The 13,055-nt window shown below is 71.5% G+C and carries 9 protein-coding genes; 5 read left to right on the forward strand and 4 right to left on the reverse strand.

The genetic code is table 11. The features are described from left to right. Positions 1-6: 6 nt before the first annotated feature. Together ppc and COA07_RS11680 are read left to right on the forward strand one after the other, a co-directional pair. Positions 7-2,688, forward strand: a complete 2,682-nt coding sequence (ppc, locus tag COA07_RS11675; protein ID WP_066711466.1) for a phosphoenolpyruvate carboxylase — start codon at positions 7-9, stop codon at positions 2,686-2,688. 326 nt (positions 2,689-3,014) lie between these two features. After that, positions 3,015-3,347: a hypothetical protein gene (locus COA07_RS11680; RefSeq protein ID WP_066712478.1), complete on the forward strand. Its 333-nt coding sequence runs from the start codon at positions 3,015-3,017 to the stop codon at positions 3,345-3,347. Between the two features lie 70 nt (positions 3,348-3,417). On the opposite strand, the gene COA07_RS11685 is transcribed toward COA07_RS11680, so the two are convergent. Continuing rightward, entirely contained in the window at positions 3,418-4,725 is a 1,308-nt protein-coding gene (locus COA07_RS11685; protein ID WP_066712475.1) for a chloride channel protein, read from the reverse strand. Positions 4,726-4,753: 28 nt separating this feature from the next. Next, on the reverse strand, positions 4,754-7,360 hold the full coding sequence (gene pepN / locus COA07_RS11690; protein WP_066712473.1) for an aminopeptidase N: 2,607 nt from the start codon (positions 7,358-7,360) through the stop codon (positions 4,754-4,756). A 149-nt stretch (positions 7,361-7,509) separates the two neighbouring features. Between pepN and COA07_RS11695 the strand changes: the two genes are divergently transcribed. From COA07_RS11695 to COA07_RS11705, 3 genes are read left to right on the forward strand one after another with little or no spacing between them, the layout of a single operon-like run. Then, the gene (locus COA07_RS11695; protein ID WP_245842135.1) at positions 7,510-9,090 is read left to right on the forward strand and encodes a M28 family peptidase; all 1,581 of its coding nucleotides are present in this window, start codon (positions 7,510-7,512) and stop codon (positions 9,088-9,090) included. Between the two features lie 9 nt (positions 9,091-9,099). After that, complete coding sequence (locus tag COA07_RS11700; RefSeq protein WP_245842136.1) at positions 9,100-10,377, forward strand: M48 family metallopeptidase; 1,278 nt, start codon at positions 9,100-9,102, stop codon at positions 10,375-10,377. Continuing rightward, the gene (locus tag COA07_RS11705) at positions 10,374-11,198 is read left to right on the forward strand and encodes a Rossmann-fold NAD(P)-binding domain-containing protein (RefSeq protein ID WP_066711723.1); all 825 of its coding nucleotides are present in this window, start codon (positions 10,374-10,376) and stop codon (positions 11,196-11,198) included. Before COA07_RS11700 ends, COA07_RS11705 begins: the two co-directional genes overlap by 4 nt. Here the strand turns inward: COA07_RS11705 and COA07_RS11710 are convergent. Together COA07_RS11710 and COA07_RS11715 are read right to left on the reverse strand one after the other, a co-directional pair. Then, the gene (locus tag COA07_RS11710) at positions 11,108-12,046 is read right to left on the reverse strand and encodes a DMT family transporter (RefSeq protein ID WP_245842137.1); all 939 of its coding nucleotides are present in this window, start codon (positions 12,044-12,046) and stop codon (positions 11,108-11,110) included. The two genes, COA07_RS11705 and COA07_RS11710, sit on opposite strands and share 91 nt — an antisense overlap. Next, positions 12,043-13,044 carry a threonine aldolase family protein gene (locus COA07_RS11715; RefSeq protein WP_066711719.1) on the reverse strand — a complete coding sequence of 334 codons (1,002 nt, stop codon included), beginning with the start codon at positions 13,042-13,044 and terminating at the stop codon, positions 12,043-12,045. The genes COA07_RS11710 and COA07_RS11715 overlap by 4 nt, the downstream gene beginning before the upstream one ends. Positions 13,045-13,055: the final 11 nt, after the last annotated feature.

The following is a 13,055-nucleotide window of genomic DNA, read 5'->3' on the forward strand; positions in this document are numbered from 1 at the left end:
GGCGCCATGGCCACGCTTCCTCCGATCACCAACAATCCCGATGTCCGTTACCTGGGCCGCGTTCTGGGCGACGTGATCCGCGCCTATGGCGGGGAGAAACTGTACGAGCGGACCGAGGCGATCCGTTCGGCATCGGTCGAGCGGCACCGCGGCAACCACCAGGCATCGCCCGATGCGGAGCTGGGGACGCTGGACCTGGACGAGACGCTCGACTTCGTGCGCGGGTTCATGCTGTTCTCGATGCTGGCCAACCTGGCCGAGGACCGGCAGGGGATCGCCGCGGAGGAGGGGGCCGACCTGGCCGCCGCGCTCGACCGGCTGTCGCGCGAGGGGATCGGGCGCGAGGCGGTGGCCGCGTTGCTGGACGATGCGCTGATCGCGCCGGTGCTGACCGCGCACCCCACCGAGGTGCGGCGCAAGAGCATGATCGACCACCGCAACCGCATCGCCCAGCTGATGGCGCTGCGCGACCGCGGGATCGAGACGACCCCGGACGGCGACCGGGTGGACGAGGCGATCGTGCGGCAGGTCGCGCTGCTGTGGCAGACGCGCGTGCTGCGGCGCGAGCGGCTGTACGTCGTCGACGAGGTGGACACCGCGCTCAGTTACCTGCGCGAGGTGTTCCTGCCGGTGATCCCGGCGCTGTACCAGCGCTGGGACCGCGCGATGGGCGAGCGCGTGCCGTCGTTCCTGAAGCCGGGCAGCTGGATCGGCGGCGACCGCGACGGCAACCCGTTCGTCACCGCCGATTCGCTGCGCACCGCGCTGGCGAAGGCGGCGCAGGCGGTGCTGGGCTTCTACATGGACCAGCTGCACGCGATGGGATCGGAACTGTCGATCTCCGCGCACCATGCGGCGGTCGACGAGGGCGTGCTGGCGCTGGCCGAGGCGAGCGGCGACACCGCCGAGAGCCGCAGCGACGAGCCGTATCGCCGCGCGCTGTCGGGGATCTATGCGCGCGTCGCGGCGACGTACCGTGCGATCACCGGGCAGGCGCCGCCGCGGCCGGGGCATCTGAGCGGCGCGCCCTATCCCGATCCGGCCGCGCTGCGCGCCGACCTGGTGACGCTGGCGCGGCCGCTGTCGGGCAATGGCGACGGCCTGCTGGGCACCGGCGGCGCGCTGGGGCGGCTGATCCGCGCGGTCGAGGTGTTCGGTTTCCACCTGGCCACGCTGGACCTGCGGCAGAACAGTGCGGTGCACGAGCGCGTGGTGGCCGAGATGCTGGCCAAGGCCGGCGTGTGCGACGATTATGCGGCGCTGGGCGAGGATGCGCGCGTCATGCTGCTGCGCCAGGAACTGGCCACGCCGCGCCCGCTGACCAGCCCGTTCGCCGATTATTCGGAGGAGACCGCATCCGAACTGGCGATCGTCCGCGCGGCGGCGGCGGCGCATGCGACCTACGGCGCGGCGTGCATCCGCCAGTATATCGTGTCGATGACCAAGTCGGTGTCGGACCTGCTGGAAGTGCACCTGCTGCTGAAGGAAGTCGGCCTGTACCGCCCGGGTGGCGAGGATAGCGCCGCGACCGCCGCGATCATGGCCACGCCGCTGTTCGAGACGATCGAGGATCTGGAGGCGGCACCGGCGATCATGACCGAATGGTTCGCGATTCCGGAGGTGCGCGGCATCGCCACCGCGCGCGGCCACCAGGAAGTGATGATCGGTTATTCCGACAGCAACAAGGACGGCGGGTACCTGACGTCGACGTGGCAATTGTCGAAGGCGTCGACGGCGCTGAAGCCGGTGTTCGACGCGGTGGGCGTCGGCATGCAGCTGTTCCACGGGCGCGGCGGCGCGGTGGGGCGCGGCGGCGGTTCGAGCTTCGCCGCGATCCGCGCGCAGCCGCCGGGCACGGTGCAGGGGCGCATCCGCATCACCGAACAGGGCGAGGTGATCGCGGGCAAGTACGGCACGCGCGAAAGCGCGACGACCAACCTGGAGGCGATGGCATCGGCGACGCTGCTGGCCAGCCTGGAGCCGGCGCAGCTGTCGAACGGCGAGAATGCGACGTTCGGCGCGGCGATGGACGCGCTGTCGGAGGCGGCGTTCCACGCCTATCGCGGGCTGGTGTACGGGACCGAGGGGTTCCGCACCTTCTTCCGCCAGATGACGCCGATCGCCGAGATTGCCGGCCTCAAGATCGGCAGCCGCCCGGCCAGCCGCAAGCAATCCGACGCGATCGAGGACCTGCGCGCCATCCCGTGGGTGTTCAGCTGGGCGCAGGCGCGCGTCATGCTGCCGGGCTGGTACGGCGTGGGGCAGGCGATCGCCGCGTTCGAGGACCGCGGCCTGCTGCGCGAGATGGCACAGGGCTGGCCGCTGTTCGCCGCGACGCTGGCGAACATGGAGATGGTGCTGGCCAAGTCCGACATGGGGATCGCCGGCCGCTATGCCGGGCTGGTCGAGGACGATGCCTTGCGCGACGCGGTGTTCGGCCGCATCCGTGACGGCTGGCAGCAGACGCACGACGGCTTGCTGGACGTGACCGGGCAGGCGCATCTGCTGGAACGCCACCCGGCGCTGGATGCGTCGATCCGCCTGCGGCTGCCCTATATCGAGCCGCTGAACCTGTTGCAGATCGAGCTGATGAAGCGGCACCGCGCGGGCGAGGATGACGAGCGCGTGCGGCAGGGCATCCTGCTGTCGATCAACGCGATCGCGACCGCGCTGCGCAATTCGGGCTGACGCGCCCCGACGTCGCGAATGTTGCGAATGTTGAGACGCCGGCGCGGTGCGACGTCGCCTGCGCGGCGCGCGGGTGTCGCGTCGCGGGCGCGTGGGTGGCGCGTGCGCGCGACCTGCCCCGCGCGGGCGCGGGTGCATGTGGTGGGGGATCGACGCTGCGAAGGAGCGCCGCGACCATGGCAGAGGCGGGGCGTGTAGGACAGCGCCGTGCCTGCCAGAGGCGGGGCGGGGCGGACCCGCGCGCCCGCGTTGCATCCGGGCCGGAGGTCGCGATAGGTTCGGCGCCGACAAGGTCGATGGGCCGTATGGATTGGGGAGGATGGGGAATGGGCGGATTGCGTCTGCTGCTGGTCGCGGGGTGGCTGGCGCTGGCCGGCTATACCGGGATGGTGATCGCGCGGCACGGCATGGACCTGTTGCCGATATTCCTGGGCGATATCGCGCGCGGCGGCTGGCCGGGGCAGTTCAACGCCGATTTCCTGTGTTTCCTGACGCTGTCGGCGCTGTGGACCGCGTGGCGCAACCGCTTTTCGCCCGCCGGGCTGGCGCTGGCCGTGGTGGCGTTCTTCGGCGGGGCGGGGTTCCTGCTGCCGTATCTGTTGTACCTGAGCGTGCGCGAGCGCGGCGACGTGGCGGCGATGCTGACGGGGCGGGGCTGACGGGGCGGCGGCTGACGGGCCGGGGCTGACGGGCTGGGGGCTGACGGGCCGGGGCCGGGCGTAGCGCGCGTTACTGCCCGACGAAGGTGCGCGACAGGCCGTGGTAGAGCTTTTCGCGGCAGACCCAGCGGCTGGCGGCGTCGGCGATGAAGGCGGTGGCGAACATCGGCAGCATCAGCCCGCGGCTGGCGGTGGTTTCGGACAGGATGATGACCGCGGTCAGCGGCGCGCGCACCACGCCCGCGAAATAGGCCACCATCCCCAGGATGACGACCGCGGAGGCCGGATCGGACGGGAACAGTTCGCGCAGCAGGTTGCCGACCCCCGCACCGACCGCGAGCGAGGGGGCGAAGATGCCGCCCGGCAGCCCGGCGACCGCGGTGGCGAGCGTCGCGGCGAACTTCGCGGGGCCGAACCACAGCGGCGCGTCGACGCCGGTAATCATCGCGCGCGCCGCCGAATAGCCGGTGCCCCAGGTCAGCCCGGTCGCGACGCCGAGCACCGCGACCACGGTGCCGCAGCCGCCGGCGAACAGCAGCGGATGCGCGCGCGACCATTGCGACAGGCGGTGGCGGCCATTGGCCATCCCCAGCATCAGCCGCGCGAACAGCCCGCCGGCCATCCCGCCGACGACCCCCGCGACCGGCGCGATCAACAGCGCCGACACGATCGGCAGATGCGCGCCGATCAGCCCGAAATAGACATAGTCGCCCTGTACCGACTGCGCGACCATGCCCGCGATGACGATCGCCGACAGGACCAGCAGCGTGACCCGCTGTTCATAGGCCGACGCCAGTTCCTCGATCGCGAACAGCAGCCCGGCGAGCGGGGTGTTGAACGCCGCCGCGACGCCCGCCGCGCCGCCCGCGATCACCACCGGCATCCGCAGCGGCACGCGCAGCAGCCGGTGGCTGATGCCCATCACCGCGGCGGCAAGCTGTACCGTCGGCCCTTCGCGCCCGACCGAGGCGCCGCCGGCGACCGCGCCGAGCGTCAGCACCGCCTTCACCGACACGGTGCGGGGCGAGATGAGCGAGCGGGTGGCGCCCTGCGGATCCTCGCTGGCGGCGATCACCTGCGGGATGCCCGATCCGCGCGCCAGCGGGGCGAGCCGGCGGGTCAGCCACGCCAGCGCGACGAACAGCAGCGGGGTGACGACCAGCGGGGCGTAGCGATGGGCGCGCGCCTGCGCCGCGAAGAAGGCGCCGGCCGCATCGGAGGCGGCGGCGAACAGGGTGGCGACCAGCCCGATCGCGACCGCGCCGGTCAGGATCGCCAGGCGGGTGCGGAAACGGACCGAGCGCGGGCCGGTGGCGCGCATCAGCGCCAGATAGCGGGCGCGCGTCCAGCGGCGCGGGGGGCGGGGGCGGTCGGTCATGCGTCAGCGGGCACCGATGCGGTTCCCGTCATCCCTCCAGGCTTTTCGAGGCCTGTTCGAACAGATCCTTCGAGATGTCCGGCGTGGCGACGATCCGCGCCAGTTCGGCGCGCATCCGGTCGGCGCGCACCGGATCGAAACGGCGCCAGCGGCCGAGCGGGGGCAGCAGCTTCGCCGCGGTCTGCGGGTTGAGCGCGTCGAGCGCGAGCAGCTGGTCGGCCAGCCAGCGATAGCCGTCGCCGCCATCGGCATGGAAGGCACGCTGGTTGGCGCCGAACGCGCCGATCAGCGCGCGCGCGCGATTGGGGTTGGCGAGCGTGAAATCGGGATGCTGCGCCAGTTCGGCGACCAGCGCGGGCGTATCCTCCAGCGGGGACAGCGCCTGCGTCTGGAACCATTTGTCGAGCACCAGCGCATTGCCGGCATAGCGATGGTAGAAGACGTCGAGCGCGGCGTCGCGCTGCGCCGAGCGGCCCCCGACCAGGGTGGTCAGCGCGCCGTGGCGGTCGGTCATGTTGTCCGCCGCCTCGAACTGCGCATAGGCGAGCGCGGGGGCATCGGCCGCGCCGGATGCGGCGACATAGCCGAGCGCGACGTTGCGCAGGCGGCGGATGCCCTTGTCTTCGGGCGTATAGGCGAACGGGCGGCGCAGCGCGGGGTCGCAGGCGGCGCGCCAGCGCGCGTCGAGCGCGCGGCCCAGATCGCGGCGCAGCGCCTCGCGCGCCTGGAAGATCGCTTCGGGATCGACGGTGGACAATTGGTCGCCGATGAAGCTTTCGGCGGGCAGCAGCACCGCCTCCGCGACGAACGCGCGGTCGAGCGTCGGATCGTCGAGCGTGTCGGCGACCGCGGCGATCACCGCGGCGTGATCCGCCTCCCCCTCCACGGTCGCGGCGACGAGCGTGTCGAGCATCAGCTGCTGCATCGCCTCGTACCGCGCGAAGGGATCGTCGTCGTGCCGCGCGAGGAAGGCGAGGTCGGCCGCCGACCGGTCGCTGTCGATGACCACCGGCGCGGAAAAGCCGCGGTTGAGCGAGACGACCGGGCGTTCGGTGACTGTTTCGAAGGTAATGCTGGCGGCGGTGTCGGACAGGATGACGAGCCGTTCGTCGCCGAGCGGGCGGCCGGTTTCGGCACCGAACAGCCGCAGCCGCAGCGGCAGCACCTGCGGCTGCTTGTGCGTCTGGCCGGGGGTGTCGGGCACCTTCTGCGCCAGATGGAGCGTCGCGCGGCCGCTGCCGGGCTGGTGATCGAGCGTGGCGGACACGCGCGGGGTGCCGGCCTGGCTGTACCACAGGCGGAAGCGCGTGAGGTCGACGCCGCCCGCCTCCTCCATGCAGGCCACGAAATCCTCGCAGGTGGCGGCGGTGCCGTCGAATCGGTCGAAATAGAGGTCGGTGGCGGCGCGGAAGCGTTCGGGGCCGAGGATGGTGGCCATCATGCGGATCAGCTCCGCACCCTTGTTGTAGATGGTCGCGGTGTAGAAATTGCCGATCTCGATATAGCTTTCCGGGCGGACCGGATGCGCCAGCGGGCCGGCATCCTCCGGGAATTGCGCGGCGCGCAGCCCGCGCACATCCTCGATCCGCTTGACCGCGGCCGATCCCTGATCGGCGGAGAAGCCCTGATCGCGATAGACGGTGAACCCTTCCTTCAGGCTCAGCTGGAACCAGTCGCGGCAGGTGATGCGGTTGCCCGACCAGTTGTGGAAATATTCGTGCGCCACCACCGCGGCGATCGCGTCATAATCCCAGTCGGTGGCGGTATCCGGGTCGGCGAGGATGTAGCGGCTGTTGAAGATGTTCAGCCCCTTGTTCTCCATCGCGCCGAAGTTGAAATCGTCGACCGCGACGATGTTGAACACGTCGAGGTCGTATTCGCGGCCATAGACGCGTTCGTCCCAGGCCATCGCCAGCTGGAGCGCGTGGAGCGCGTGGCCGGTGCGCGCCAGATCGGCCGCGCGCACCCAGATGCCGAGGTCGACGACGCGGCCCGAGCGGGTGGTGAAGGTGCCGCGATTGACCGCCAGGTTGCCCGCCACCAGCGCGAACAGGTACGACGGCTTGGGATAGGGATCGTGCCATTCGGCCCAGTGCGTGCCGTCGGCGTTGTCGCCGGCCGCGACCGGATCGCCATTGGCGAGCAGCACCGGGAAGCGCGCCTTGTCCGCGGTCATCCGTACGCGATAGGTGGACAGGACGTCGGGGCGATCGGGGAACCAGGTGATGCGGCGGAACCCCTCCGCCTCGCATTGCGTGCACAGGATCCCGCCCGAGGCGTAGAGGCCCATCAGCTGGGTGTTTCGATCGGGCGCGATCTCCACCTCGGTTTCGATCACGTGCGCTTCGCCCGGCAGCGCGAGCACCAGCTGTCCGCCGACGATCCGCCAGTCGTCGACCGCGATGCCGTCGACCCGCACCGCCAGCGGCACCTGCCCCGCGCCGTCGAGCCGCAGCGGTTCGTCGTGCGCGCCGCTGCGCACCACCTCCAGCCGGGCGCGGACGCGCGTGGCGAGCGGATCGAGCGCGACGTCGAGCGCGACCTGCGGCACCTGCCAGGCGGGTGGGGCATAGTCGCTGCGCCGTGTCACCACGGGCGTGGCGGGGGCGGCGGCGGTTGCGCGGGTGTCGGCCATGACCGGGACTATAGCCGGCGCGGCCGATGGTTCCATCGCAAAGCTTGCCTCGCCGCTTCAGGATCGTATCATCGGTGACGGTCGCTCCGCCATTGTTCAGAAAGTCCCGTATCTTGTCCCGTATCGCCCGATCGCTTGCGCTTGCCCTGTTGCCGCTGTCCGCCATCGCGTCCGCCCAGGGCGCCGCGCCGCTGTCGCCCGAGGAAGCGGCGCTGAAGTCGCATGTGATGTTCCTGGCGTCCGATGCGATGAAGGGGCGCGATGCGGGCAGCGGGGAGTATGACATCGCCGCCGCCTATGTCGCGGCGCAGTTCCAGGCCGCCGGGCTGACCCCCATGGGCGCGAACGGCAGCTATCTGCAACCCGTGCCGCTGGTCGCGTACAAGCTGGCCGACGGCGCGCGCGCCGCGCTGGCGGACGGGGCGGCGCTGGAGCCGGGCAAGGATATCGCGATCGCCGCCAACCCCGCCGCCAGGGCGACCGCGGTCAGCGCGCCGGTGGTGTTCGTCGGCCACGGGCTGGAGGCGCCGGCGTTCGGGCTGGACGATTATGCCGGCGTGGACGTGCGCGGCAAGATCGTCGCGTACGTCGGCGGGGCGCCCGCCGGTCTGCCGAGCGAGGTGGCCGCGACGATGGGCGGGCCGCAGGAGCGGCTGCGCGCCGCGGCGGCGCATGGCGCGGTGGGCGCGATCGCGCTGGCCGACCTGCGCACCGCCGGGCGCGGATCGCCCGCCTTCGCCGGCGCGGTCACCGCGCAGGGCAGCGAGCGCGTGACCTGGGCCACCCCCGCCGGGGTCGGCAACAGCGCGACGCCCGCCACCCCGCTGCTCGCCACGCTGTCGCCCGCGGGCGGGGCGAAGCTGTTCGGGAAGGCGTGGCCAGCGATCGTCAAGGCGGCGGCGCGCAAGACGCTGCGCCGCGTGCCCGCGGTATCGGTCGCGCCGCTGACCGTGACGAGCGCCACGACGTTCCGCGCGATGCCCAGCAGCAACGTCGTGGGCATGCTGCCCGGCAGCGACCCGGCGCTGGCGGGCGAGATGGTGGTGCTGTCCGCGCATCTGGACCATGTCGGAGTCGGCAAGCCGGTGAACGGCGATGCCATCTATAACGGGGCGATGGACGATGCGGTGGGGATTGCCACGCTGATCGAGGAAGCGCGCCGGTTCAAGGCGGCGGGCACCGCGCCCAGGCGCAGCATCCTGTTCCTGGCGGTGACCGCGGAGGAAAAGGGGCTGGTGGGCAGCGACTATTTCGTCAACCACCCGCCGGTGCCGATCGACCGGATCGTCGCCGACGTGAACCTGGACATGCCGATCCTGACGTACCGGTTCGAGGATATGGTGGCGTTCGGCGGCGACCGGTCGACGCTGGGGCCGATCATCGCGCGCGCCACGGGCGCGCTGGGCGTCGCGCTGTCACCCGATCCGATCCCGGAGATGTCGATCTTCGTGCGGTCCGACCATTACAATTTCGTGCGCAAGGGCGTGCCGTCGGTGTTCCTGTGGCCGGGGCTGAAGGGGCCGGGGCGCGCGGCGTTCGATACGTTCATGAACAATTGCTACCACCGGCCGTGCGACGACCTGAACCAGCCGTTCCTGTGGGGCGAGGGCGTCAGGTTCCTGGACGCCAATTACCGCATCGCGCGCGAGATCGCGGATGCGCCGCAGCGCCCGGTGTGGAACAAGGGCGATTATTTCGGCACCCTCTACAAGGGGCCGATGGCGCCGTAGGGGTAAGCGATGGCGGGGGAATGGATGCTGGCGGCCGGAGCGGCCGCCGCGGCGCAGGGGATGAACCCCGGTTTCGACGTGGCGGCGGCGAGCCGGGCGTATCTGGACCTGCTGTCAGGCCCGGCGCGCGCGGCGTCGGATGCCTATTTCGAGGGCGGATACTGGCTGATCGGGTGGAACGCGCTGGTCGCGGTGCTGGTGTATGGCATCGTCCTGGCGACCGGCTGGTCGGCGCGCTGGCGCGACTGGGCCGAACGGCGCACCCGGCGGCGCTGGCTGGTGCCGGCGTGGTATGCACTGCCGTTCGGACTCGTCACCAGCGCGATGCTGCTGCCGTGGTCGATCTACACCGATTTCGTGCGCGAGCATCAGTACGGCCTGTCGAACCAGACGTTCGCGGCCTGGGCCGGCGATGCGGCGATGTTGCTGGCGATCGGGCTGATCATCAACGCGATCGTGTTCGTCGCGCTGTTCGCGGCGCTGCGCCGGTTCGCGCGGATGTGGTGGATATGGGGCACGCTGGGCACGGTGGCGGCGATGCTGGTCGCCGTGGCGGTGACGCCGGTGTTCATCGCGCCGCTGTTCAACACCTATAGCGAATTGCCGGCCGGGCCGCTGCGCGACCGGATCGTCGCGGTGGCGCGCGCGCAGGGGATACCGGCGGACCATATCTACGTGTCCGACGCATCGCGGCAGACCAAGCGGATTTCGGCCAATGTCTCCGGCCTGGGGCCGACGATCCGCATCACGCTGAACGACAATCTGCTGAACCGCACCACCCCGGACGAGGTGGTGGCGGTGATGGGGCATGAGATGGGGCATTACGTGCTCCACCATATCTGGTGGCTGGTGGCGGAATTCGCCGCGGTGGTCGCAGCGCTTCTCTTCGCCGCGTCGCGGATCGGGCCGTGGCTGATCCGGCGCAACCCGCGCTGGGGGGTGCGCGACCTGGCCGATCCGGCGGCGACGCCGGTGCTGCTGGGGCTGATCGCGGTCGGCGCGCTGGTGATGGAGCCGGTCAAGAACACGATCATCCGCCACAACGAAAGCGCGGCGGATGCGTTCGGGCTGGACGCCGCGCGGCAACCCGATGCGTTCGCGATGACCGCGATCCGGCTGAGCGAGTATCGCAAGCTGGAGCCGTCGCCGGTCGAGGAGGCGCTGTTCTTCGACCATCCATCGGGCGCGACGCGCATCCGCATGGCGATGCAGTGGAAGAAGGATCACGTGCCGGGCGCGACGATCGTGCGGCCCGCGAAGCCGGCGGCGGGCGACGGCGCGCGATGACGCGGCTGTTCGTGTTCGGCCTGGGCTATGCCGCGCGCGCGATTGCGGCGGCGGCGGGCGGGGCGGTAATGGCGACGACGCGCGACGGGCGCGACGGCACGATCCGCTTCGACGACGAGGCGGCGGTGCGCGCGGGGGTGGCGGCGGCGACGCATGTGCTGTCGTCGGTGCCGCCGGAGGGCGACGCCGACCCGGTGCTGGCCCGGTACGGCGATACGCTGTCGGGGAAATGGCTGGGCTATCTGTCGTCCACCGGCGTCTATGGCGATACCGGCGGCGCGTGGGTGGATGAAGACGCGCCGGCCGATCGCGGGCGGCGCGCGAACCGCAATGCGGCGGATGCGGCATGGCGCGCGCTGGGGGCGCGGGTGTTCCGCCTGCCGGGCATCTACGGGCCGGGGCGGTCGGCGCTGGAGCGGGTGGCGGCAGGGACCGCGCAGCGCACCGGGGTGGCCGGGCAGGTGTTCAGCCGCGTGCATGTGGCGGACATCGCCGCCGGCGTGGTGGCGGGGTTCGCCGCACCGCCGGGGGTCTATAACCTGGCCGACGACGAACCGGCGCCGCAGGACGACGTGCTGGCGTTCGCGGCGCAGCTGCTGGGGCTGCCCGCGCCGCGGGTGGTGCCGCTGTCGGACCTCAGCCCCGCGGCGCGCGCCTTCCACCTGGAAAACCGCCGCGTCGCCAATGGCCGGGCGCGGCGCGTGCTGGGCTGGCGCCCGCTATACCCCGATTACCGCGCCGGCCTGCGTGCGCTGAGCGCCACCACCAGCCCGATGCCCGCCAGCACGCCCCCGGCGACGGCCAGCGGCGACCAGCGATAGCCCTCGAACAGCGTCGACAGCAGCATCGCGATGACGGGCACGATGACGCTGTTGTACGCCGCCTTCGCCGGGCCGATCGTGCGGATGATGCGGAAATAGAGCGTGAAGGCGAGGCTGGAGGCGACGACCCCCAGGTACAGCACCCCGGCGATATAGGACGGGCGCGTGTCGAACACCGGCGGGCCGGTGGTGATCCATGCCCAAGCCGCGTCCAGCCCCGCGCCGATTAGCATCGCCGCCGCCAGCGTCGGCACCATCGGATAGCGCGCGGCGGCGCGCGTCGCCTGCATCACATTGGCGGTGGAGGCCGACAGGATCGCGCACAGCGTCAGCCCGATGCCCAGCAGCGACTGGCCGGGGCCGTTGGGATCGCTGCGCGCCTCCTGCACGAACAGCAGCGCGACGCCGGCCATCGCCACCGCGCTGCCGACCAGCAGCTGCCGCCCCAGCCGCTGGCCCAGGAACAGCCGCGCGAACAGCGCATTGGGCACCAGCAGCAGCGCGAACGTCACCGCGACCAGCCCGGAAGTGATATGCTGTTCGGCGCGATAGACGAAGTTGAAGTTGAGCACGAACTGCAGCAGCCCGAGCGTCGCGGCGAAGCGCCAGAAGCCGGCGTCGCGGGTCACCGCCTCGCGCCGCGCCATCGCCACCGCCTGCAACACCACGCCCGCCACCAGGAAGCGATAGGTGACCGACCAGCTGGGCGGCACGGTGCCGAGCTGGTCGCGGATGACGATCCACGTCGATCCCCAGATCAGCGTGACGATCGCGAACGGCACCAGCACCGCGGCGCGCGTGCTGTTGGGGCGGCGTTGACCGATCAGGGCGCCCGGTGCCTCGTTCACAGCGCGGCGATCGCGTCGGCCAGCGGGCGCAGCGCGTCCTCGCGCTGGTTCCAGCTGACCACCAGCCGCGCCTCGCCCGGACCCCAGTCGTAGAAGTCGAAGCCCTGCGCGCGCAGCGCCGCCGCCTCGTCCGGGGTGACGCGCAGGAACACCTCGTTGGCCTCCACGGGGTGGATCAGCCGGTCGCCAGCGGCGGCGGCGAGCAGCGCGGCGCCGGCATTGCTGGCGCGCGCGCAGTCCAGCCACAGATCGCCGTCGAGCATCGCCAGCAGCTGCGCCGCCAGATAGCGGCCCTTGGACAGCAGGTGCCCGGCGCGCTTGCGGCGGAACAGCGTCGCTTCCGCCAGCGCGGGGTCGAAGAACACCAGCGCCTCGGCATTCATGCCGCCGTTCTTTACGAAGCCGAAGCTGAGCGCGTCGACGCCCGCGCGCCACGTCAGGTCCGCGGGGTGCGCGCCGGTCGCCACCACCGCATTGGCGAAGCGCGCGCCGTCGACGTGGAAGCCCAGCCCGCGCTCCTTCGCCAGCGCGCCCAGCGCGGCGGTTTCGGCAGCGGTGTAGACGCGGCCATATTCGGTGGCGTTGGTGATCGACAGCGCGTGCGGGCGCTGTTGATGGACGTCGTAGCGCGCCAGCGACAGCACCGCGCCGGCGGTGTCGGGCGTCAGCTTCGCGCCGTCGCCGTCGGCCAGCATCAGCTTGGCGCCATGGGTGTAGAATTCGGGCGCGCCGCATTCGTCGTTCTGGATATGCGCGTCGCGGTGGCACACGACCGCGCCGTGCGGCGGGCACAGGGCGGCGAGCGCCAGGCAATTGGCGGCGGTGCCGGTGGGCACCCACAAGGCGCGCACCTCGGTATCGAACAGCGCGGAGAAGCGCGCGTCGAGCTGTTTCGACCAGCGATCGCCGTCATAGGCGGTGTCGAGATCGTCCGCCGCGGCGATGGCGCTGAGGACGGCGGGGTGGACCGGGGCGGCATTGTCGGAAAAGAAACGCATGGCGCCGCTGT

Origin of the sequence: Sphingomonas adhaesiva (genome assembly GCF_002374855.1) — a bacterium.
In the GTDB taxonomy this organism is placed as follows: domain Bacteria; phylum Pseudomonadota; class Alphaproteobacteria; order Sphingomonadales; family Sphingomonadaceae; genus Sphingomonas; species Sphingomonas adhaesiva.

Excerpts from the sequence above, each read along its gene's own strand:
- ppc (WP_066711466.1), top strand. The coding sequence starts at position 7 with ATGGCCACGCTTCCTCCGATCACCAACAATCCCGATGTCCGTTACCTG.
- COA07_RS11680 (WP_066712478.1), top strand. The coding sequence starts at position 3,015 with ATGGGCGGATTGCGTCTGCTGCTGGTCGCGGGGTGGCTGGCGCTGGCC.
- COA07_RS11685 (WP_066712475.1), bottom strand. The coding sequence starts at position 4,725 with ATGACCGACCGCCCCCGCCCCCCGCGCCGCTGGACGCGCGCCCGCTAT.
- pepN (WP_066712473.1), bottom strand. The coding sequence starts at position 7,360 with ATGGCCGACACCCGCGCAACCGCCGCCGCCCCCGCCACGCCCGTGGTG.
- COA07_RS11700 (WP_245842136.1), top strand. The coding sequence starts at position 9,100 with ATGGCGGGGGAATGGATGCTGGCGGCCGGAGCGGCCGCCGCGGCGCAG.
- COA07_RS11705 (WP_066711723.1), top strand. The coding sequence starts at position 10,374 with ATGACGCGGCTGTTCGTGTTCGGCCTGGGCTATGCCGCGCGCGCGATT.
- COA07_RS11715 (WP_066711719.1), bottom strand. The coding sequence starts at position 13,044 with ATGCGTTTCTTTTCCGACAATGCCGCCCCGGTCCACCCCGCCGTCCTC.